General features: G+C 68.8%; 17 protein-coding genes. 10 read left to right on the top strand and 7 right to left on the bottom strand.

The window, feature by feature from the left end; translation table 11 throughout:
* Positions 1 to 118 precede the first annotated feature (118 nt).
* Genes ACSUZJ_RS10350 through ACSUZJ_RS10340 form a run of 3 tightly spaced genes read left to right on the top strand, consistent with a single transcriptional unit; the run spans position 119 to position 3,337 of the window.
* Positions 119 to 850 carry a phosphoribosyltransferase gene (locus ACSUZJ_RS10350; protein WP_499415789.1) on the top strand — a complete coding sequence of 244 codons (732 nt, stop codon included), beginning with the start codon at positions 119 to 121 and terminating at the stop codon, positions 848 to 850.
* Positions 847 to 1,983 (top strand): SRPBCC family protein, encoded by a 1,137-nt coding sequence (locus tag ACSUZJ_RS10345; protein ID WP_499415787.1) that lies wholly within the window; start codon positions 847 to 849, stop codon positions 1,981 to 1,983. The genes ACSUZJ_RS10350 and ACSUZJ_RS10345 overlap by 4 nt, the downstream gene beginning before the upstream one ends.
* A gap of 13 nt (positions 1,984 to 1,996) precedes the next feature.
* A complete protein-coding gene (locus ACSUZJ_RS10340) occupies positions 1,997 to 3,337 on the top strand; it encodes an erythromycin esterase family protein (RefSeq protein WP_499415785.1) in 1,341 nt (446 codons plus the stop codon).
* A gap of 27 nt (positions 3,338 to 3,364) precedes the next feature.
* Here the strand turns inward: ACSUZJ_RS10340 and ACSUZJ_RS10335 are convergent, their stop codons facing one another.
* Positions 3,365 to 4,012, bottom strand: a complete 648-nt coding sequence (locus ACSUZJ_RS10335) for a zinc ribbon domain-containing protein (protein WP_499415783.1) — start codon at positions 4,010 to 4,012, stop codon at positions 3,365 to 3,367.
* Between the two features lie 212 nt (positions 4,013 to 4,224).
* Here ACSUZJ_RS10335 and ACSUZJ_RS10330 point away from each other — a divergent pair, with 212 nt between their 5' ends.
* On the top strand, positions 4,225 to 4,704 hold the full coding sequence (locus ACSUZJ_RS10330; protein WP_499415781.1) for a (2Fe-2S)-binding protein: 480 nt from the start codon (positions 4,225 to 4,227) through the stop codon (positions 4,702 to 4,704).
* On the top strand, positions 4,701 to 6,941 hold the full coding sequence (locus tag ACSUZJ_RS10325) for a xanthine dehydrogenase family protein molybdopterin-binding subunit (RefSeq protein WP_499415779.1): 2,241 nt from the start codon (positions 4,701 to 4,703) through the stop codon (positions 6,939 to 6,941). Before ACSUZJ_RS10330 ends, ACSUZJ_RS10325 begins: the two co-directional genes overlap by 4 nt.
* Positions 6,942 to 7,248: 307 nt before the next feature.
* Here the strand turns inward: ACSUZJ_RS10325 and ACSUZJ_RS10320 are convergent, their stop codons facing one another.
* Genes ACSUZJ_RS10320 through ACSUZJ_RS10300 form a run of 5 tightly spaced genes read right to left on the bottom strand, consistent with a single transcriptional unit; the run spans position 7,249 to position 12,532 of the window.
* The gene (locus ACSUZJ_RS10320; RefSeq protein ID WP_499415777.1) at positions 7,249 to 7,590 is read right to left on the bottom strand and encodes a hypothetical protein; all 342 of its coding nucleotides are present in this window, start codon (positions 7,588 to 7,590) and stop codon (positions 7,249 to 7,251) included.
* 57 nt (positions 7,591 to 7,647) lie between these two features.
* On the bottom strand, positions 7,648 to 8,052 hold the full coding sequence (locus ACSUZJ_RS10315; protein ID WP_499416501.1) for a RidA family protein: 405 nt from the start codon (positions 8,050 to 8,052) through the stop codon (positions 7,648 to 7,650).
* Positions 8,053 to 8,060: 8 nt separating this feature from the next.
* A complete protein-coding gene (locus ACSUZJ_RS10310) occupies positions 8,061 to 9,275 on the bottom strand; it encodes an acyl-CoA dehydrogenase family protein (protein ID WP_499415775.1) in 1,215 nt (404 codons plus the stop codon).
* A complete protein-coding gene (locus ACSUZJ_RS10305; RefSeq protein ID WP_499415773.1) occupies positions 9,276 to 10,130 on the bottom strand; it encodes an enoyl-CoA hydratase family protein in 855 nt (284 codons plus the stop codon).
* A gap of 20 nt (positions 10,131 to 10,150) precedes the next feature.
* Positions 10,151 to 12,532, bottom strand: a complete 2,382-nt coding sequence (locus tag ACSUZJ_RS10300) for a bifunctional salicylyl-CoA 5-hydroxylase/oxidoreductase (protein WP_499415771.1) — start codon at positions 12,530 to 12,532, stop codon at positions 10,151 to 10,153.
* A 192-nt stretch (positions 12,533 to 12,724) separates the two neighbouring features.
* On the opposite strand from ACSUZJ_RS10300, the gene ACSUZJ_RS10295 reads away from it, so the two are divergent.
* From ACSUZJ_RS10295 to ACSUZJ_RS10275, 5 genes are all read left to right on the top strand, one after another.
* The gene (locus ACSUZJ_RS10295; RefSeq protein WP_499415769.1) at positions 12,725 to 13,879 is read left to right on the top strand and encodes a pyridoxal phosphate-dependent aminotransferase; all 1,155 of its coding nucleotides are present in this window, start codon (positions 12,725 to 12,727) and stop codon (positions 13,877 to 13,879) included.
* Complete coding sequence (locus ACSUZJ_RS10290) at positions 13,876 to 16,110, top strand: hybrid sensor histidine kinase/response regulator (RefSeq protein WP_499415767.1); 2,235 nt, start codon at positions 13,876 to 13,878, stop codon at positions 16,108 to 16,110. Before ACSUZJ_RS10295 ends, ACSUZJ_RS10290 begins: the two co-directional genes overlap by 4 nt.
* A 131-nt stretch (positions 16,111 to 16,241) precedes the next feature.
* The gene (locus ACSUZJ_RS10285) at positions 16,242 to 17,873 is read left to right on the top strand and encodes a Na+/H+ antiporter (protein ID WP_499415765.1); all 1,632 of its coding nucleotides are present in this window, start codon (positions 16,242 to 16,244) and stop codon (positions 17,871 to 17,873) included.
* Between the two features lie 83 nt (positions 17,874 to 17,956).
* A complete protein-coding gene (locus ACSUZJ_RS10280; protein ID WP_499415763.1) occupies positions 17,957 to 19,099 on the top strand; it encodes a DNA topoisomerase IB in 1,143 nt (380 codons plus the stop codon).
* A 22-nt stretch (positions 19,100 to 19,121) separates the two neighbouring features.
* A complete protein-coding gene (locus ACSUZJ_RS10275) occupies positions 19,122 to 20,210 on the top strand; it encodes an L-dopachrome tautomerase-related protein (protein WP_499415761.1) in 1,089 nt (362 codons plus the stop codon).
* Here ACSUZJ_RS10275 and ACSUZJ_RS10270 read toward each other — a convergent pair.
* Complete coding sequence (locus tag ACSUZJ_RS10270; RefSeq protein ID WP_499415759.1) at positions 20,200 to 20,652, bottom strand: DUF4019 domain-containing protein; 453 nt, start codon at positions 20,650 to 20,652, stop codon at positions 20,200 to 20,202. The genes ACSUZJ_RS10275 and ACSUZJ_RS10270 overlap by 11 nt on opposite strands.
* Between the last annotated feature and the right edge of the window lie 2 nt (positions 20,653 to 20,654).

The raw sequence follows: 20,654 nt of genomic DNA, 5'->3' as shown, positions 1-20,654 counted from the left end.
AGCCGGGCCTGGCCCCGGCATCCACGGCACCGGCAAGGCCGTTTGCGCATGATTCCCGCCCGGGCCTTGCGCGCCCGGCGGGCAAGGTCGTCGTTTTGATGGGGCCGAGTACATCGACATGTCGGACGTTCAGCGTTTCAGGAACCGTGCCCAGGCCGGGAAGATGCTGGCCAGGGAGCTCGCCGGCTATGCGCACCGCCCCGAGGCGCACGCGCCCGGACACGACGGGCGCGGCGCCATCGTGCTGGCCCTGCCGCGCGGCGGCGTGCCGGTCGCCTTTGCGGTAGCGATGACGCTGGAGCTGGAACTCGACCTGCTGCTGGTGCGCAAGCTCGGCTTGCCCCAACAGCCCGAGTATGCGATCGGCGCCGTCGGCAGCGGCGGCGTGCAGGTGCTGCAGGCGGGCGTGCCCGGCCTGATGGGCGTCACGCGCGAGGAAGTCGATGCGATCGCCGCGCGCGAGCTGGCCGAGATCGACCGCCGCAGCCGCGTGTACCGGGGCGGGCGGCCCGAACCCGTGCTGGCCGGGCGCACGGCGATCATCGTCGACGACGGCATCGCGACCGGCTCGACGATGGCGGCGGCGGTCCAGGTGGCGCGTCGCAGGCAGGCCGCGCGCGTGGTGGTCGCGGTGCCGGTGGCGCCGCCGGAAACCCTGCGCGCGCTGGAAACGCAGGTGGACGAACTGGTCTGCCTGTCCGCGCCGCCGCGCTTTCGCGCGGTGAGCCAGTGGTACGAGACGTTCGACCAGACGAGCGACGAGGAAGTACAGGATTTGCTGGCGATGGCCTGGCGCAACCAGGACGATCGCCGGCTTGATCAGCAACCCAACCGAGAGGATAGAACATGAAACAGACGAGCACCGAGACCGGATTCGAATTCGAAGCGGGCGATCTTGCCAAGCTGCTGGGTGGCGCCGCCGCCGGCGCCCTGCTGATGTACATGCTCGACCCCGACCGCGGCAGCGCACGCCGCTCGATGTCGACCGCAGCGATCCGCAACGCCGGCTCGCGCACCGGCAGCGCACTGGGCAATGTCTGGCATGGCATCGGCGAACGCGTCGGCGCGATGACGCACGGCGCGGCCGATGCCGCCGGCGACATGATCGACGACGCAGGCACGCGCGCCAACCGCATGCTCGAGTCGGCCAAGCCCGACGGCGCCGCCACCCGCGTCTGGAACGATACCGTGAACGGTGTCTCGCGCATGGCCGATACGGCCGGCTCCAACCTTGACGTCGCCGGCTCGCGCCTGAGCCGCCTGGCCAGCCAGGCCGGCGACAGCGTGATGGGCGCGCTCAACCTGCACGGTCGCGACGACCTGAATGCGCTGCTGCGCAATCCGGCGGTGGTCGGCGGCGGCCTGCTCGGCCTGCTGGGCCTGATGCGCCGTTCGCCGCTGGCCGGCGCGCTGGGCCTGGCCGGCCTGGCGCTGGCCGCGCGCAGCTCGGGCGGCCAGGGTCTGTCGAACCTGCTGAGCAGCAGCAGCGGCCGCGGCCGCAGCATCGAACTGGAGAAATCGATCCGCATCGATGCCTCGCCCGAGGACGTCTACGAACTGTGGAGCAACTACGAGAACTTCCCGCGCTTCATGTCGCACGTGGTCGAGGTGCGCGACCTCGGCCGGCGCCGCTCGCACTGGGTGGTGCAGGGTCCCGCGGGCAGCCAGTTCGAATGGGATGCGGTGCTGACCGAACAATCGCGGGGCAAGCGCCTGGCATGGCGCAGCGAACCGGGCGCCCAGATCGCCAACGCCGGCTCGGTCACCTTCGAGCCCTACCGCGGCGGCACCCTTGCCACGGTGCGCCTGTCCTACACGCCGCCGGCCGGCGTGGTCGGCCACGGCCTGGCGGTGCTGCTCGGCTCGGACCCGAAACGCCAGATGGACGACGACCTCGCACGCATGAAGCACTTCATCGAGCGCGGCGTCATCCCGCGCGACGCCGCCTCGCGCGAAAAGTCGGGCAGCCGCTTCCTGCATTAAGGACAAGTTGCACATGGTTAGCGCGACAGACATCAGCGCCGCCGCCCTGGCGGACGCCGCCCACCCGCTCGACGGCGGGCCGGGCGACTACGACGCCCTCATGAACCTCGTGGGCGACGCCCGCTTCGTGCTGATCGGCGAAGCGACCCACGGCACCCACGAGTTCTACGAGGAACGGGCGCGCATCACCCAGCGCCTGATCCGCGAAAAGGGCTTCACGACGGTGGCCGTCGAGGCCGACTGGCCAGATGCCTATCGCGTCAACCGTTATGTGCGCGGCGAAGGCCAGGACAGCACGGCCGATGCGGCGCTGTCCGGCTTCGAGCGCTTCCCGGCCTGGATGTGGCGCAATACCGACGTGTCCGCCTTCGTGGACTGGCTGCGCACGCACAACGAGAACGTGCGCGCCGGCCCGAAGGTCGGGTTCTACGGGCTCGACCTGTACAGCCTGTTCACTTCGGTGAAGGAAGTGCTGAACTACCTCGACAAGGTGGATCCGACCGCGGCCGCGGAGGCGCGCCGGCGCTATGCCTGCTTCGACCACTATGGCGAGGACAGCCAGCAGTACGGCTACGCTACCGGCGTCGGCCTGTCCGAATCCTGCCAGCAGGGCGTCCTCACCCAGCTGCAGGAACTGCAGCAGCGCGCTTTCGACTACATGCAGGCCGATGGCGCGTCAAGCGAGGACGCCTTCTTCTACGCCCAGCAGAATGCGCGACTGGTCAAGAATGCCGAGGAATACTACCGAACCATGTTCCGTGGCCGCATATCTTCATGGAACCTGCGCGACAGCCACATGGCCGAGACCCTGGATGCGCTGGCGCGCCACCTCTCGCGCGACGGCGAGCCGGCCAAGATCGTCGTCTGGGAACACAACTCGCACATCGGCGACGCCCGCGCCACCGAAGTAGGCGGACTGGGCGAATGGAATGTCGGGGAACTGGCGCGCAAGGCCTACCCCGGCCAGACCTGCCTGATCGGGTTTTCCACCTACGACGGTCACGTCACGGCGGCCTCGGAATGGGATGGCCCGGCCGAGCGCAAGCGCGTGCGCCCTGCCCTGCACGGCAGCTACGAGGAATTGCTGCACCACGTAGGTCTGCCGCGCTACTACCTGAACCTGCGCGACGACACCCCGGTGCGCCGCCTGATGCTCGAGCGCCGCCTGGAACGCGCCATTGGCGTGCTCTACCTGCCGCGCACCGAACGCCAGAGCCATTATTTCAACGCCCAGATGGCCCAGCAGTTCGACGCCATCATCCACATCGACCGTACCGAAGCCCTGGTCCCGCTCGACGCCACCAGCGGCTGGCATTCGGGCGAACCGCCGGAGACCTATCCGGAAGGGATCTGATCGCGCCGCTTTCCTGCCCAGGCCGGCTCAGGCCTGGCGCGTTCCGCACTCCGTACAAAACTTCGTACCTGGCTGCAGCATCGTCGCACAGCTCGTGCAGGCGACCTGCTGCACCATCTTGAACCCGCATTCCGGGCAAAACTTGGCGCCATGGGTCTCGGCCCGGCACTGCGGGCAGACCAGCTGCATCTCCTGGCGTACGTCATGGCGGCCGCCGCGCACCTTGCCCTCCGCCGCTGCGCGTTCGGAGGCGGCGGAGACTTCACCCGCCGCCCGCGCCTGCGTGATCTTCACCTGGACGTTGGGCGCGCAGTCGAAACACAGGCCGTTCGCGGCGTCGAAGCAGGTCCCGCACACATAATCGTGGCAGTTGCCGCAGCGGTTGAAGTGGGCCTTGCCGGCGGCGATCGCCTCGGTGAAGGCCGCGTCGCGCGCACTGTGCCAGCCGGCCTGGGCCATGCCTGAGAGCACGCTGCTCGCATTGCCGAGAATGCCGCCGAACATGCTGGCGCCCTTCTGCAGCCAGCCGGACGCCTGGGCGCTGCGGTAGGGCTTGAAGTGGGTGCGCCAGCGGTCGCTGCAGCGCTCGCAATAGAACTCGAACTGGAAGCCCGCGTCGACACCTGAAGCGTTGCTCAGGTCACGGACATTGTTCGCAAACTGCATTTCGGCCATGGATGGGATCGCCTGTTAGTCAACACAGCGGCGATTATATGCAGTTAACAAAAAAGCACCATGCGATGCGCATAGCGAACGCTTGGGCGTCGCGGCTTTGCGACGTCGTGGCGGCTGCAACAATTTGCTAACAATAAACTGGCCGAGGCCTGATTTTTTATTGCCGGGTTTTGGTAGCATGCTCAGGTTTATTGCCAGGCAAGGATTGGTCCATGAGTACATACACGCTGAATATCAACGGCAAGCGGCAGCAGGTCGATGTCGACGCCGACACCCCGCTGCTGTGGGCACTGCGCGACTCGCTCGGCCTGGTCGGAGCGAAATACGGCTGCGGCGCCGGCCAGTGCGGCGCCTGCACGGTGCACATCGACGGCGTGCCGACGCGTTCCTGCCTGATGCCGGTGTCAAGCCTCGGCAACCAGAAGATCACCACCATCGAGGGCCTGGACAAGCATCACCAGCACCCGCTGCAGCAGGCCTGGCAGGAACTCGACGTTCCCCAGTGCGGCTACTGCCAGTCGGGCCAGATCATGAGCGCCTGCGCCCTGCTGAAGCAGCATCCGAAACCGACCGACGCCCAGATCGACGAGGCGATGGCCGGCAACCTGTGCCGCTGCGCCACCTATACCCGCATCCGCGCCGGCATCCACCGCGCCGCCGAGATCGCCGCCAACGGAAAGGGCAAGAAATGAGCGCACCCGTTTCTCCTTCGCGCCGCAGCTTCCTGCGCACGGGCGCCATGGGCGCCGGCGCCCTCGTCATCGGCATGGGCGCGGGCGGCGCGCTGGCCGCGCCCGCCGCTGGCGCGACCCCGGCTGCCGACGCCTTCACGCCGAACGTCTTCATCCGCATCGACCGCAAGGGCATCGTCACCCTGGTGTCGAAGCAGCCGGAAATCGGCCAGGGCATCAAGACCTCGCTGCCGATGGTCATCGCCGAGGAACTCGAGATCGACTGGAAGGATGTGCGTGTCAATCAGGGCGACCTGAACCCGGCCTACGGCAGCCAGGGCGCGGGCGGCTCGACCTCGACGCCTACCAACTACGAGAACTTCCACCGCCTGGGCGCGACCGCGCGCACCATGCTGGTGCAGGCCGCAGCCCAGACCTGGGGCGTGCCGGCCAGCGAGTGCAGCGCAGCTCACGGCGCCGTCGTGCATGGCCCCACGAAACGCAAGCTCGGCTACGGCGCCCTGGTGCCGCTCGCCGCGACCCTGCCGGTCCCGGACGCGGCGACGGTCCAGCTGAAGGACCCGGCCAGCTACAGGCTGCTGGGCACGCGCATCGGCGGTGTCGACAATGCGGCCATCGTCAGCGGCAAGCCGCTGTTCGGCATCGACATCCAGTTGCCGGGCATGCTGTACGCGGTCTACGTCAAGTGCCCGGTGTTCGGCGGCAAGCCGGTGAGCGCCAACCTCGACGCCGTCAAGGCGATGTCCGGCATAAAGGACGCCTTCATCATCGAGGGCACCGAGAACCTGAACGGCCTGCGCCCCGGCGTGGCGATCGTCGCCACCTCGACCTGGGCCGCCTTCAAGGCGCGCCGCGCGCTGGAAGTGAAATGGGATGAAGGCGTCGGTGCGAACCACAGCTGGGTTGACTTCGCCGCACAGGCCAGGGCCGCCGCGGGCAAGCCGGGAACGACAACGCTGCGCAAGGATGGCGACGTGGCCCAGGCGTTCGCCGGCGCGGCCAGGACCGTAGAGGCCAGCTACAGCTATCCCTTCATCTCGCACGCGAGCATGGAACCGCAGAACTGCACCGCCTGGTTCAAGCCGCTTGATGCCACGCTGGAGCTGTGGGCGCCGACCCAGAACCCGGGCGCCGGCCAGGCCCTGGTGACCACGACCTTCGGCATCCCGAAAGAGAAAATCACGCTGCACATCATCCGCAGCGGCGGCGGCTTCGGCCGGCGCCTGAGCTCGGACTTCATCGTCGAGGCGACCGCCATCGCGCAAAAGACCGGCGCGCCGGTCAAGCTGACCTGGACCCGCGAGGACGACCTGCAGCACGACCACTTCCGTCCGGGCGGCTTCCACCACCTGCGCGGCGGCGTCGATGCCAATGGCAAGCTGGTCGGCTGGCACAACCACTTCGTCACCTTCGCCAACCGCGTCGAACGCGAAGGCAAGTCCATCCTGCAGCCGGGCAGCGGCGGCAGCCTGTCCGGCGACGAATTCCCGGGCCGCTGGCTGGCCAACTGCCTGCTGGAACAGACCGCGCTCGAATGCCGCATCCCCATGGGGCCATGGCGCGCGCCGGGCAGCAGCGTGTTCTCCTGGGTCTTCCACAGCTTCATCGACGAACTGGCCCATGCCGCCGGCCGCGATCCGGTCGAGTTCCGTCTGGAACTGCTGGGCGACAAGGACATCATGCCGGGCACGGGCGAACGCGGCCAGCCTTACAGCGTGGCGCGCATGCGCAATGTGCTGAAGGCCGTGGCCGAGAGGGCGGACTGGGGCAAGCGCAAGTTCGGGCCCGGCCAGGGCGCGGGCGTCGCCTTCCACTTCAGCCACCGCGGCTATGTGGCCGAAGTGGCCGAGGTGACGGTGTCGAAGAGCGGGCAGTTGAAGGTCGACCGCGTCGTGGTGGTGAGCGACATTGGCGCCCAGATCGTCAACCTGAGCGGCGCCGAGAACCAGGTGCAGGGTTCGGTGATCGACGGTTTGTCGACGCTGATGTATCCGGAGCTGAACATCGAGAAGGGCCGCGTCGTGCAGAGCAACTTCCACGACTACAACCTGCTGCGCATGCCGGATACGCCGACAAAGATCGACATCCACTTCCTGAAGACGGATTATCCGGTGACGGGCCTGGGCGAACCGGTGCTGCCGCCGCTGGCGCCGGCCGTGTGCAATGCGATCTTCGCCGCGACCGGCAAGCGGGTGCGTGAGCTGCCGTTGAGCAAGACGGACCTGAGCTGGAGCTGAGTGCTCCTGCTTGAGTCGCAGGCGGCGGTTGATAGGTAGGGTGGGCGCCCCCGTGCCCACCAGAACGGTGCGCAGCCGATTCCACAGCGGGAAAAGCTCCATACGAGGTCAGCGCGATTCAGACATTCGGTGGGCACGGGGCGCCCACCCTACGGTCCTGCGTGCACCTGACGCGTTCAACGCACGTATCAAGGCCGCAGCGAAACACCCCGACGAATCACGCGATGCTTGAACGTGTGGCGTTCGTCATCCAGGCCACTGGCCTGAATTACCCCGTCCACCCTACGTCCCTGCGGTAGCCTTTGCCTTACATCCCGCTACGCCGCGCCGCCGCGTGCGCCGGATCGTTGTCCTTCGCCCCGTGGTGCTCGAGGATCGCCGCGGCGCGCTCGAGCTGGGCGGCGTCCGCCGCGGTCACGGTGATGATGCACTTGCTGATTTCCAGCCCCGGCGTGTACACGTCCTTGTAATCGGTGCCGCCCTTCACCGCCGGTGAATCGCCCACCGTGAAGTTGGCCTCGGACGGTCCTGCCTCATCGCCGGTGTGGCTGACCTCGATCCCGTTCGCGTCGAATCCCTCCGCCAGCAGCGCCTGGCGTGCGGCCTCGGCGTCTTCGATTTTCTCTACCACTCGTACGATCTGGTTCATGGTCGCTCCATTGTTACGGTTAAAACAACCGTACCAGAAACGTCCCTCCGGCGGCGCTCAGTCGGCGGGCTTGTGGGGAACCACGGCGGTGACTTCGATCTCCACCCGCGCCCGCTCTTCCATCAGCCCGGCCACCTGCACCGCGCTCATCGCCGGGTAGTGGCGCCCGATCAGCTCGCGGTAGGCCGCACCCAGCGCCGGTCCGGCCCCGAGGTATTCGCGCTTGTCGACCACGTACCAGGTCATGCGCACGATGTGCTGGGGCCCGGCGCCGGCCTCGGCCAGCACGGCGAGGATGTTGCTCAGGGCCTGGCGCGTCTGCCCGACAAAGTCGTCGGTATGGAAGCGCCCTTCGGCATCCCAGCCGACCATGCCGCTCACGTGCACCTGCAGGCCGCGCGCGGCGACACCGTTCGCATAGCCCTTCGGGCGCGGCCAGCCGGGCGGCTGCAGTATCCGCATCAGGTCGCTCATGCCTGCCCCAGTCCTTGTCCTTGTTGATGCTCCTGAGCGGCATGTTCGCCGAGCAGCTCGCGCGCAATGATCAGCTGCTGCACTTCACTGGCGCCCTCGTAGATGCGCAGGGCCCGGATCTCGCGGTAGAGCGTTTCCACCGGCTGGCCGCTGACCACGCCGAGTCCGCCGAACACCTGGACGGCCGCGTCGATCACCTGCTGCGCGTTCTCGGTGGCGGTGAGCTTGGCCATGGCGGCCGCGCGCGTGACGCGCCGGCCGCGGTCGCGCTCCCAGGCGGCGCGGTAAGTAAGGAGCGCGGCGGCGTCGATCCTGGTGGCCATGTCGGCCAGCTTCGCCTGGGTCAGCTGGAAGTCGGCCAGGGTCTTGCCGAACATGCGGCGCGACGCGGCGCGCTCCAGCGCCTCGTCCAGGGCGCGCCGGGCAAACCCGAGCGCGGCGGCCGCGACCGAGGTGCGGAACACGTCGAGCGTGGCCATCGCCACCTTGAAGCCCTGCCCGCCTGCGCCGATGCGGCGCGACGCCGGCACCCGGCAGCCTTCGAAACGCAGGCGCGCCAGCGGATGCGGGGCGATCACCTCGATGCGCTCGGCGATGCGCAAGCCCGGCGTGTCGGCGTCGACGATGAAGGCCGAGATGCCGCGCGCCCCTTCGGCCTCGCCGGTACGGGCGAAGACGACGTAGAAGTCGGCGATGCCGCCGTTCGAGATCCAGGTCTTTTCGCCATCGAGTACGTAGTCGTCCCCGTCCGCGTCCCCGTCCTGCCTGGCGGCGCAGGCCATGGCCGCGACGTCCGATCCGACCTCGGGCTCCGACAGCGCAAACGCCGCGATCGCCTCGCCCGCCGCCACGCGCGGCAGGTAGCGCGCCTTCTGCTCCTCGCTGCCGAAGAGCGCAATGGCGCCGCTGCCCAGGCCCTGCATGGCAAAGGCGAAGTCCGCCAGGCCGGCGTGGCGCGCCAGCGTCTCGCGGATCAGGCAGATGGCGCGCGTGTCGATGGCGTCGAGCGCCCCGCCGTAGTCGCGCCCGCCGACCGCATGGCGCAGCCAGCCGGCCCCGCCGAGTTGCGCGACCAGGGAACGGCAGGCTGCGTCGACGTCCGTTCCATGCGCGGCAGCCAGGTGCTGCCCGGCCCAGGCATCGAGCTCCTGCGCCAGCGCCGCATGGCGCGGCTCGAAGAACGGCCAGTCCAGATAGCTCGTGTCGCTCATTCAGTCCCCCTCGAAGCGCGGCGTCTCGCGCGCGACGAACGCGTGGTAGGCGCGGTGGAAGTCGTTGGTCGCCATGCAGATCGCCTGCGCCTGGGCTTCGGCCTCGATGGCCTCGTCGACACCCATGTTCCACTCCTGCTGCAGCATCTTCTTGGTCATGCCATGGGCGAAGGTCGGGCCGGCTGCGAGCGCGGCGGCGAAGGCCTGCGCTTCGGTGAGCACGTCTTCCGGCGCGCACAGGCGGTTCAGGAAGCCCCAGCGCTCGGCCTCCTCGCCGCCCATGCTGCGCCCGGTGTAGAGCAGCTCGGCCGCCCTGCCCTGTCCGATCACGCGCGGCAGCAGCGCGCAGGCGCCCATGTCGCAGCCGGCCAGGCCGACCCGGGTGAAGAGGAAGGCGGTCTTGCTGCGCGCCGTGCCGTAGCGGATGTCGGAACCGAGGGCCAGCATCGCGCCGGCGCCGGCGCAGACGCCGTCGATCGCGGCGATGATGGGCTGGGGACAGGCGCGCATGGCCTTCACCACGTCGCCGGTCATGCGGGTAAAGGCCAGCAGGCCAGGCATGTCGAGCCTGGTAAGCGGCCCGATGATCTCGTGCACGTCGCCGCCCGAACAGAAATTGCCGCCGGCACCCGTCAGCACCACGGCCTGGATGTCGTCGGCGCGTGCAAACGCCCGGAACAACTCGCGCAGCTCGGCATAGGAATCGAAGGTCAGCGGGTTCTTGCGGTCGGGACGGTGCAGGGTCAGCGTGGCCACGCCGTTCTCGACCTCGAACAGGAAGTGCTGGGCAGGATAGCCGGCCAGGCTGCCGCGGTGGCCGGGGAGCTCGTGCGGCTCGCCCTTCAGGTATCGCATGGTGTACTCCAGGTTGGCATTCAGATCTCGGGATTCGAAAGGCGCGGCGCCGCGGCTGCAGCGGCGGCCAGCTGGCGTTCGCGCTCGAGCTTGCGCTCGAGCTGGGCCTTGCCGGCGCGGTACTGCTTCGGCCAGGCCGCGCCCGTGTAGCCGATGCGCGCGGCCTCCATCAGGGTCCAGGCCGGGTTGGCCAGGTGCGGACGCGCCACCGCGCACAGGTCGGCCCGGCCCGAGGCGATGATGCCGTTGGCGTGGTCGGCTTCATAGATGGCGCCCACCGCGATGGTGGGAATGTGGGCCTCGTTGCGGATGCGGTCGGCGAACGGCGTCTGGTACATGCGCCCGTACTGCGGGCTTTCCTCGCGGCTGACCTGGCCCGAGGAGCAGTCGATCATGTCGGCGCCGGCGTCGCGGAACAGGCGCGCGACGATCACGGCATCGTCGGGCGTCAGGCCGCCGGGCGTCCAGTCGTGCGCCGAGATGCGCACGCTGATCGGCAGCTGGCGCGGCCACACCGCGCGCAGCGCCGCGAACACTTCGAGCGGGAAGCGGCAGCGGTTCTCGATGCTGCCGCCGTAGTCGTCCTCGCGCCGGTTGGTCAGCGGCGAGATGAAGCTCGACAGCAGGTAGCCGTGGGCGCAGTGCAGCTCCAGCCAGTCGAAGCCGGCGTCGCGCGCGGCCATGGCGGCGCGCACGAAATCGGCGCGGATGCGCACCATGTCGATCCGGCTGGCTTCGCGCGCCCACTGCGATACCCCGGCGATGTACTGCTGGCTGGAAGCCGACACCAGCGGCCAGTTGCCCTCTTCCAGCGGCAGGTCGATGCCGTCCCAGCCGCGCCGGGTCGAGCCCTTGGCGCCGGCGTGGCCGAGCTGCACGCCGATCTTCGCATCGCTGTTGACATGCACGAAGTCGACGATGCGCCGCCAGGCCGCCGTGTGCGCCGGCGAATACAGGCCCGGGCAGCCCGGCGTGATGCGCGCATCGGCCGAGACGCAGGTCATCTCGGCCATCACCAGGGCCGCGCCGCCGAGGGCGCGCGCGCCGAGGTGCGCCAGGTGGTAGTCGCCCACCAGGCCGTCGACGGCCGAGTACTGGGCCATCGGGGACACGATGATGCGGTTCTTCAGTGTCACGCTGCGCACCCTGTAGGGCGTGAACATCGGCGGCGGCGCCGGCCCCTCGGCAGAGGGCGCCACCCCGGCCTGGACACAGGCGCGGTCGGCCAGCCAGCGCTCGAAGCCGGCGACATAAGCCGGGTCGCGCAGGCGCAGGTTCTCGTGCGACAGGCGCTGGCTGCGCGTGAGCAGGGAATAGGCGAACTGCTCGGCCTCCATGGCGCTGTAGCGCCCGACGTTCTCGAACCACTCCATCGAATTGCGGGCGGCGCTCTGGAGCTTGAGCACCTCGACCGCCCGCGCCTCACGGTAGCCGTCGAGCACCGCGGGCAGCGCGGCGACGTCGCAGCCGGCGCAGCGGCGCGCCAGCTCGATCGCGTCTTCCAGCGCCAGCTTGGTGCCCGAGCCGATCGAGAAGTGCGCGCTGTGGGCGGCGTCGCCGATCAGGACCATGGGGACGCGCCGGCCGTCGATCTCTTCCCAGTGCACCCATTCGCGGCAGACGATGCGCGGAAAGCGCGTCCACATGGCGGAACCGCGCACATGACCGGATGCCGCCATCAGGCGGTGGCCGTCGAGATGGCGCGCGAACAGGCGCTCGCAGAAGGCGAGCGTGGCGTCGACGCCGAGTTCTTCCAGCCCGCTGGCGCGCCAGACCGGTTCCGGCGTCTCGACGATGAAGGTCGAGGTCTCGCCGTCGTACTGGTAGGCGTGCGCCTGGAACCAGCCGTGAGGCGTATGCTCGAACGCAAAAGTGAAGGCGTCGAACTTTTTCGTGGTGCCCAGCCACACATAGCGGCAGTGGCGCTGTTCGAGCTGGGGCTGATAGGTGGCGGCGTGCCGGGTGCGGATGCGGCTGTGGATGCCGTCGCCGGCCAGCACCAGGTCGGCCTGGAAGCGCCGCGCCAGCGCCAGTGCGTCCTCCACCGGTGTATCGAACAGCAGCCGCACGCCCAGTTCCTCGCAGCGCGCCTGCAGGATGGCGAGCAGGCGCTTGCGCGCGATGCCGCAGAAACCGTGGCCGCTCGACACGACGCTGCGGCCCTTGAAATGGATGGCGATATCGTCCCAGTGATTGAACGCTTTCAGAATGGCGCGCGCGGTCGGCGGATCGGCCGCCTCCAGGTTGCCCAGCGTCTGGTCCGAGAACACCACGCCCCAGCCGAAGGTATCGCCGCGGCCGTTGCGTTCGACCACCGTCACCTCGTGCGCAGGATTGCCCTGCTTGAGCAGCAGTGCGGCGTACAGGCCGGCCGGTCCCCCTCCCACGCACACGATCTTCATTGCGGCTCCGCTTGTCTTTTCTACAGCATATTAGATGAGCAAATAGTTTATATGTCAAATACTTCCCCTCCCGTACCCGACGGTTCGATTGGCTGTCGTGCGCGCTCCATAATTTAGTACAATCAGGAAATGTTGTGCCGGGCCGACACTTCGGAGACACATTTGCAACCGATAACCTACTCGACAAGAACGATGAAGATTTCACAACGGATTGCCAATTCACGGCCCCTCGCGACCACCGCCATGCACGGCCGCGTCGAAACCATGCGTAACGAGGGCCAGGAAGTGATCGATTTCTCGATCGCGATCTCGCACTTCCCTGCCCCCGCAACCGTGCTCGACGCCGTCGGCGGCGCCCTCGAACAGGTGCGCACCATGCCCTACACCAGCGTAGTGGGCGCACTCGACGTGCGCGAACGCCTGTGCGGCAAGCTGCGCCGCGAAAACGGCGTGGAGGCGCAGCCCGACGAAGTCATCGTCACCAACGGCGCCAAGCAGGCGCTGTACGAGGCGCTGTACGCGATGAGCGACCCGGGCGACAGCGTGCTGATCTTCAAGCCGCACTGGCCGGCCTATGTCGCCACCTGCCAGCTGCTGGGCCTGCGCCCGGTGCTGGTCGACCTGCCCGACGCGATCACGCCCGAGATCCTGGCCAGCTACGAGCCGGCGCGCATCGTCATCATCAACAACCCGCACAACCCGACCGGCAAGGTCTACACCCGGGCCGAACTGGAACACATCCGCGACTGGGTCGCGACAACCGGCGCCCAGGTCATCGTCGACGAAAGCTACGAACACCTGTCCTTCGCCCCGGTGCACACCAGCTTCGCCGCGCTGTGCGACTGGCGCGCGCTGGGCGTGGTGACCATCTTCTCGGCCTCGCAGAGCTACGCCATGATGGGCTGGCGCATCGGCTTCGCGCTGGCGCCCGGCGCGCTGGTCGGCGCCATGCAGACCCTGCAAGGCCCGATCACGGCCGCCGCCTCGCACCTGTCCCAGGTCGCCACCGTCGCCGCGTTCGAGGCCGGCGTGCAGCAGCACATGATCGACGACTACCGCGCACGCCGCGACATGGTGGTGCGCCGTTTCGCCGAGGTGCCCTGGATCGTCATGGCGAGCCCGGATTCCGGCCCCTACCTGTGGGGCGACATCCGCGCCATCACCCATGACACGGTCGCGTTCTCCGAAGCGCTGATCGAGGAAGAGAAAGTGGCGATCATGCCGGGCGACGCGCTTGGCGTGCCGGGCTACATCCGGATCGGCTATATCTCGGACGATGTCGCCACGCTGATGGAAGGCGTGCGGCGCGTGATCGCTTTCGGCGACAGGTTCGCTGCCGGCAAATGAGCCAGCCCGGCGGTTTCTTCCGGCTCAACAGCCTGCGCAGCAGGCTGATGCTGCTGGTCGCGCTGGCAATCCTGCCGCTGGCCGTGATGACGATCGTCGGCGGCCTGCGTGAGCGCGAGCAGGCGGTCCAGGCGTCCGAAGAAAACCTGCGGCGCCTGACCAACCTGGCCGCCGCCAACGAGGCGCAGTCGATCGAGCGCGCGCGCCAGATCCTGGTCGACCTGGCCAGCGTGCCCGACCTGCTCGGCCCCACGAGCGGCTGCAACGCCCTGCTCGCGGACGTCCTCGACCGCAACGAAGGCTATGTCAACTTCGGCCTGATCCAGCTGAACGGCGAAATCAGCTGCAGCGCGGTGCCGATGCTGCATCCGGTGAACCTGGGCGACCGCAGCCACTTCAAGCGCGCGATTTCCGAGCGCCGCTTCATCGCCGGCGACTACGTCTTCGGCCGCGTGATCCGGCGCCACACCATCAACCTGACCTACCCCGTGATCGACCGCTCCGGCAACGTGGTCGCGGTGGTGTTCGCGGCGATGGACCTGGCGGGCCTGGACACCTTCGTCAACGACATCAACCTGCCTCCGGGCTCGGTGCTGGTGACGACCGACGCCAACGGCACCATCATTTCGCGCCGTCCCGACCCCGAGCGCTGGTTCGGCACGCGGGTATCGGGCCGCATGCGCGAGGCCATGCACAGCGCCGGCCGGCGCGCGCTCGTGATCCGCGACGACGACGGCGTCGAGCGCCTGCATACCTTTGCGCGCGTGGGCGGGCCGGCCCTGACCGACTACACGGTGACGATCGGGATCCCGACCGAGACCGTGACCGCCGGCGCCCGCCGCGCCCAGCTGATGTCGCTGGTCGGCCTGGCCGCCACCACCATGCTGGCCCTGCTGGCCGCCTGGCTGGCCGGCGACGTGCTGATCGTGCAGCGCGTGCGCAAGCTGAAGGACACCGCCACCCGCATCGCGGCCGGCGACCTCGACGCCCGTTCCGGCATCGCCTACGAGCGCGAGGAAATCGGCCAGCTGGCCGAGGCCCTGGACGAGATGGCGGCCACCCTGCAGAAGAAGGAAGCGGCGCGCGGCCTGGCCGAGCGCGAGCTGCGCGCGGCCGACCAGCGCAAGGACGAATTCCTGGCGATGCTGGCGCACGAGCTGCGCAATCCGCTGGCGCCGATCAGCACCGGCGCCCACCTGCTCAAGCTGCTGCACTCGGACAACGCCCAGATCACCCAGACCTGCGCCATCATCGCGCGCCAGGTCGAGCACATGACCGGCCTGGTCGACGACCTGCTCGACGTCTCGCGCGTCACGCGCGGCCTGGTCTCGCTGTCGACCCAGGTGCTGGACCTGCGCAAGGTGGTGGACGACGCCGCCGAGCAGATCCGCCCCCTGATCTCGACGCGCCGCCACACCGTGGTGCTCGACCTGCCGCACGAGGCGGCCACCGTCAAGGGCGACCACAAGCGCCTGGTGCAGGTGGTGGCGAACCTGCTGAACAACGCCAACAAGTACACGCCCGAGGGCGGACGCATCGAACTGCGCCTGTTCCAGGACGGCCCCGACTACGTGCTGACCGTGCTCGACGACGGCATCGGCATGGAGCCGCAGCTGGTGGCGCGGGTGTTCGACCTCTTTACCCAGGCCGAGCGCACCCCGGACCGCTCGCAAGGCGGCCTGGGCCTGGGCCTGGCGCTGGCCAAGAGCCTGGTCGAGCTGCATGGCGGCACCGTCAAGGCCGAGAGCCCGGGCCTGGGCAAGGGCAGCACCTTCACCGTGCGCCTGCCGCGCCACACCCAGGAACTGCCGCTGACGGTGGCCCAGACCCGCAGCCAGGCCAAGGCGGCGACGCCGCTCAAGGTGCTGCTGGTGGACGACAACCTCGACGCCGTCCACACCCTGCAGCTGTTCCTGGGCGCGGCCGGCCACACCGTGGAGATCGCCTATTGCGCCGCCGACGCGGTCGACGTCGCGCGCGTGTTCGCGCCCGACGTCTGCCTGCTCGACATCGGCCTGCCCGACTTCGACGGCAACGAACTGGCGCGCCGCCTGCGCCGCCTGCCGCAGGCGACCGGCGCGACCCTGGTCGCCATGACCGGCTACGGACGCCAGCAGGACCGCCAGGCCTCGCTCGCCGCCGGCTTCGACCACTACATGGTCAAGCCGGTCAACACGGTCGAGCTGTCCGACCTGCTGGCCGAGGCGGCGGCCCAGCACCACCCGCGCTGACCGTCGCCAGGGACGCGCTTCCTGCCCGGCCGGGACCCACCGGCCGGGCGCTGTCCTCCCCCGACACGCAGCGTGAAGCATGCCAGACCGACAATGCCGTATCATCGAGGCTCGACATTGAGGAGAGCTGGATGGATTCGGTAGGTGTGGTGCTGGCGATGCTGCTGGCGGTAATCGGTAGCGGCTACCTGGTGCGCATGCTGCCTTTCGGGGTGCCCCTGCCGCTGGTGCAGATCGGCCTGGGCGCCGTGATCTCGGGCGTGTTCGGGCATGGCGTGACCCTCGACCCCGAAATCTTCTTCCTGCTGTTCCTGCCCCCGCTGCTGTTCCTGGACGGCTGGCGCATCCCCAAGATCGGCTTGTTCCGCGACAAGGGCACCATCCTCGAACTGGCCCTGGGCCTGGTGGTCTTCACCGTGGTCGGCGCCGGCTTCCTGATCCACTGGCTCGTACCGGCCATTCCGCTGCCGGTCGCCTTTGCCCTGGCGGCCATCGTCGCGCCGACCGACCCGGTGGCGGTGTCGGCCATTACCGCGCGGATCCACGTGCCGCACCGCCTGATGCACATCCTCGAGGGCGAATCGCTGCTCAACGACGCCAGCGGCCTGGTGTGCTTCCGCTTTGCCGTGGCCGCCGCCATGACGGGCGCCTTTTCGCTGGCCTCGGCCTCGGTCACCTTCCTGTGGGTGGCGCTGGCCGGCATCGCCTGCGGCGTCGCGATCACGGTCGCGGTCTCGTTCGTGCAGCGCGTGATCGGCCAGCGTTTCGGCGAGGAACCCGGCTCGCCCATCCTGGTCAACCTGCTGCTGCCCTTCGGCGCCTATCTCGCCGCCGAGCACCTGGAAGCCTCGGGCATCCTGGCCGCGGTCGCGGCCGGCGTCACGATGAGCTACGTCGAACTGTCCGGCCGGGCGCTGGCCACCACCCGCGTGCGCCGCGCGGTGGTCTGGGACACGGTGCAGTTCTCGCTCAACGGCGTGATGTTCGTGCTGCTGGGCGAGCAGCTGCCCGAGATCATCGAGCGCGCGCTGCGCTATGCCGGCCCCGAAGCGGCGCTGACCCCGTGGACCCTGTTCGGCATCGCGCTCCTCATCAGCCTGGCGTTGATCGTGCTTCGCCTGCTGTGGGTCTGGGTCTCGCTGCGCCTGACCCTGCTTACCGCCCGCCTCCAGGGCCAGAAGGTCTACAAGCCGAACTTCCGCCTGGTGCTGGCCACCTCGCTCGCCGGCGTGCGCGGCGCCATCACCATGGCCGGCGTGCTGACCCTGCCGCTGGCCCTGCCCGGCGGCGCACCCTTCCCGGCGCGCGACCTGGTCATCTTCTTCGCCAGCGCGGTGATCATCGTCTCCCTGATCGTGGCCAGCGTCGGCCTGCCGCGCGTGCTGCGCGGCCTCGAGGTGCCCGAGGAAACCACCGAGGCGGCCCAGGAAGACCTGGCGCGCCACAACGCGGCGGTGGCGGCGATCGAGGCCATCGAGCGCGCCGGCCACAGCCACCTGGGCGACAGCGAGCACGCCGACATCCACGCCAGCGCCGTCGACCACGTGCGCGGCGTGTACGAGCACCGGCTGGGCGGCAGCACCGGGCCGAACGAACCCTCGCGCATCCGGGTTGCCGAGCAGGCCGAGCGCGAATACCGCCTGGCCGCGCTGCAGGCGGAGCGCAAGGCCATCCTGGCGCTGACGCACCAGCGCAAGGTGTCCGACGACATCGCCAGGAAGCTGCTGCGCGAGATCGACCTGGTCGAGGCGCGCTACCGCTAGGCCTGCGAACGTTAGGTCCCGTACGGAGCGCTGGCCTGGGAAGCGTAAGATCGGCTCGTGTGCATCACTTCCGAGTCAATGCGATGACCCTCGACACCCCTGCGCCGGACGACCCGGTACCGCTGAGCGACCCGCCCGCCGCCGCCAAGGCCGCCGGCTTGCGCTACGTCACCGACCACAAGCCGGGCATCCGGCGCGAGCGCGACGGCGAAGGCTTTCGCTATATCGACGCGAAAGGCGAGCCGGTCGAGGACGAGGCCACGCTCAAGCGCATCAAGGCGCTCGTCATCCCCCCAGCCTGGACCGACGTCTGGATCTGCCCCCAGGCCAACGGCCACCTGCAGGCCACCGGGCGCGACGCCAAAGGCCGCAAGCAGTACCGCTACCACGCCAAATGGCGCAACGTGCGCGACGAGGTGAAGTACGAGCGCATGATCAACTTCGGCAAGGCCCTGCCCACGATCCGCGCCGAGGTCGACCGCGCCCTGAAACTGCCCGGCCTGCCGCGCGAGAAAGTGCTGGCCACCATCGTCTACCTGCTGGAAGCGACGATGATGCGGGTCGGTAACGAGGAATATGCCCGCACCAACAAATCCTTCGGCCTGACCACGCTGCGCAACCGCCACGTGAAGGTCGACGGCAGCGACGTCGAGTTCCGCTTCCGCGGCAAGAGCGGGGTCTACCACAAGATCCACGTGCATGACCGGCGCCTGGCGCGCATCATCCGCAGCGCGCGCGACCTGCCCGGCCAGGAACTGTTCCAGTACATCGACGAGGACGGCGAAACCCACAGCATCGATTCGAGCGACGTCAACGACTACCTGCGCACCATTACCGGCGAAGACTACACGGCCAAGGATTTCCGGACCTGGTCGGGCACGGTGCTGGCGGCCCTGGCCCTGCAGGAATTCGAGAAGTTCGATTCCGAGACCCAGGCCAAGAAGAACATCGTGCGCGCCATCGAGTCGGTGGCCGAAAGGCTCGGCAACACGCCCTCGGTCTGCCGCAAGTGCTACGTGCACCCGGCCGTGCTCGACGCCTATCTCGAAGGCAGCGTGCTCGAAGCCCTGCGCGAGCGCACCGAGCAGGAGCTGACCGAAGACCTGCACGCGCTGCAGCCCGAGGAGGCGGCGGTGCTGGCCATGCTGCAGCAGCGCCTGAAACACGAACAGGAAAACCCGACGCCGCCCGCATCCAGCCAGCGCAAGCTGCGCAAGGCGGCATGAACCCATATTCGAAAGGAATCCCATGACCGACCAGGCATCCGCGCCGGACTTCAAGCAAGGACAATTCACGATCGAACAGGTGGCCGCCTTCGCGCACCAGGTGACCGGCGTATCGGTCTCGGAAACCGGGCGCATCTTCGTCAACTTCCCGCGCTGGACCGAGGACACGGCGGTGTCGGTCGCCGAGCTGCTGCCCGACGGCGGCCTGCGGCCCTATCCCGACGAGGAATGGAATGCCTGGCGCAATGCGAAGAAGGATGAGGTCAGCCCCGCAGACCACTGGGTCTGCGTGCAGAGCATCGTCGCCGATGGGCGCGGCAGCCTGTGGGTGCTCGATCCGGCCGCGCCGGCGCAGGCCCACCTGGTCTCGGGCGGCGCCAAGCTGGTGCAGATCGACCTCGCCAGCGACAGGGTGGCGCGCACCATCGCGTTCGACGAGGACGTGGCGCCGCAGGGCTCCTACCTGAACGACGTGCGCTTTTCGCCGGACGGCGGCTTTGCCTACATTACCGATTCCGGCGTGGTCGGCGCCATCGTGGTGGTCGACCTGGCCAGCGGCAAGGCCGTGCGCCTGCTCGACGGCGACGAGTCGACCCAGATGAAGAAGGGCCTGAACGTGAAGGCGGACGGCAAGGAACTGCGCCGTCCCGACGGGCGGGGCGTCGAGTTCTCGGCCGACGGCATCGAGCTGTCGGGCGACGGCGCCTGGCTGTACTGGCAGGCGATCAAGGGCGACACCCTGTACCGCATTCCGACCGAGGTCCTGCAAGGAACCGGCATGCGCGGCGAAGACGTGTCGGGCAGCGTCGAGCCCTACGGCCTGAACGAAGTGGCGGACGGGCTGCTGATCCCGCGCGGGAGCAATACGATGCTGCTCACCTCGGTCGAAGTCGATTCCGTGCGTGCACGCAATCTCGACGAAGGCCCGCAGGCCCCGATCCGCACTGTGGTGCAGGACGAACGCCTGCGCTGGCCGGACACCTTTGCGCAAGGGCCGGATGGCACCGTCTACGTGACGACCTCGCACATCCAGGATTCGGCCTTCTTCAAGCCCGACGCCCCGGCGGCGTTGCCGACCCAGCTGTGGAAGCTGGTTCCGGTCAGCGAATGAGGTAGGTCGTCACCTTCCAGCTGCCGCCGGGTAGGCGCATCGGCACGACGGTTTCCGTCATGCCGGCCTTGTTGGCGAAGTCGGTGGCGTACTGGATCACCACGTATTCGCCTTCCGGCACGCCCGGCAGGGTCTTGGTGAAGGTGGCCGAAGTCTGCTTGCGCGACTTGACCGCGCCGAGCGGCGCCCGGGCCTGGGTGCCGACCTGGTTCCAGGTCTCGCGCGTGATGGCAGCCTGCATGACCGGCGCGCCCTGGTCCCAGGCCTCGGCGGTCTTGCCGGCATCCATCACGGCCAGCCAGCGGGTGGCGGCTTCAGTGGCGGGGGCGACTTGCGGCGCTTCCTGCGCGTGCAGGACGGGGGCCGCGATGGCGGCGGCGGAAAACACGAGTGCGGCGATGGCTTTCAAGACGATCTCCTTGTCGGTGATTGCCGGCGACATGC

Origin of the sequence: Telluria sp. B2 (assembly GCF_051789535.1) — a bacterium.
GTDB lineage: Bacteria > Pseudomonadota > Gammaproteobacteria > Burkholderiales > Burkholderiaceae_D > Telluria.
Note: the sequence above shows the minus strand (reverse complement) of the source record. Positions and strands in the feature narration are given on the sequence as shown.

Excerpts from the sequence above, each read along its gene's own strand:
- ACSUZJ_RS10350 (WP_499415789.1), top strand. The coding sequence starts at position 119 with ATGTCGGACGTTCAGCGTTTCAGGAACCGTGCCCAGGCCGGGAAGATG.
- ACSUZJ_RS10345 (WP_499415787.1), top strand. The coding sequence starts at position 847 with ATGAAACAGACGAGCACCGAGACCGGATTCGAATTCGAAGCGGGCGAT.
- ACSUZJ_RS10340 (WP_499415785.1), top strand. The coding sequence starts at position 1,997 with ATGGTTAGCGCGACAGACATCAGCGCCGCCGCCCTGGCGGACGCCGCC.
- ACSUZJ_RS10335 (WP_499415783.1), bottom strand. The coding sequence starts at position 4,012 with ATGGCCGAAATGCAGTTTGCGAACAATGTCCGTGACCTGAGCAACGCT.
- ACSUZJ_RS10330 (WP_499415781.1), top strand. The coding sequence starts at position 4,225 with ATGAGTACATACACGCTGAATATCAACGGCAAGCGGCAGCAGGTCGAT.
- ACSUZJ_RS10325 (WP_499415779.1), top strand. The coding sequence starts at position 4,701 with ATGAGCGCACCCGTTTCTCCTTCGCGCCGCAGCTTCCTGCGCACGGGC.
- ACSUZJ_RS10320 (WP_499415777.1), bottom strand. The coding sequence starts at position 7,590 with ATGAACCAGATCGTACGAGTGGTAGAGAAAATCGAAGACGCCGAGGCC.
- ACSUZJ_RS10315 (WP_499416501.1), bottom strand. The coding sequence starts at position 8,052 with ATGCGGATACTGCAGCCGCCCGGCTGGCCGCGCCCGAAGGGCTATGCG.
- ACSUZJ_RS10310 (WP_499415775.1), bottom strand. The coding sequence starts at position 9,275 with ATGAGCGACACGAGCTATCTGGACTGGCCGTTCTTCGAGCCGCGCCAT.
- ACSUZJ_RS10305 (WP_499415773.1), bottom strand. The coding sequence starts at position 10,130 with ATGCGATACCTGAAGGGCGAGCCGCACGAGCTCCCCGGCCACCGCGGC.
- ACSUZJ_RS10300 (WP_499415771.1), bottom strand. The coding sequence starts at position 12,532 with ATGAAGATCGTGTGCGTGGGAGGGGGACCGGCCGGCCTGTACGCCGCA.
- ACSUZJ_RS10295 (WP_499415769.1), top strand. The coding sequence starts at position 12,725 with ATGAAGATTTCACAACGGATTGCCAATTCACGGCCCCTCGCGACCACC.
- ACSUZJ_RS10290 (WP_499415767.1), top strand. The coding sequence starts at position 13,876 with ATGAGCCAGCCCGGCGGTTTCTTCCGGCTCAACAGCCTGCGCAGCAGG.
- ACSUZJ_RS10285 (WP_499415765.1), top strand. The coding sequence starts at position 16,242 with ATGGATTCGGTAGGTGTGGTGCTGGCGATGCTGCTGGCGGTAATCGGT.
- ACSUZJ_RS10280 (WP_499415763.1), top strand. The coding sequence starts at position 17,957 with ATGACCCTCGACACCCCTGCGCCGGACGACCCGGTACCGCTGAGCGAC.
- ACSUZJ_RS10275 (WP_499415761.1), top strand. The coding sequence starts at position 19,122 with ATGACCGACCAGGCATCCGCGCCGGACTTCAAGCAAGGACAATTCACG.
- ACSUZJ_RS10270 (WP_499415759.1), bottom strand. The coding sequence starts at position 20,652 with ATGTCGCCGGCAATCACCGACAAGGAGATCGTCTTGAAAGCCATCGCC.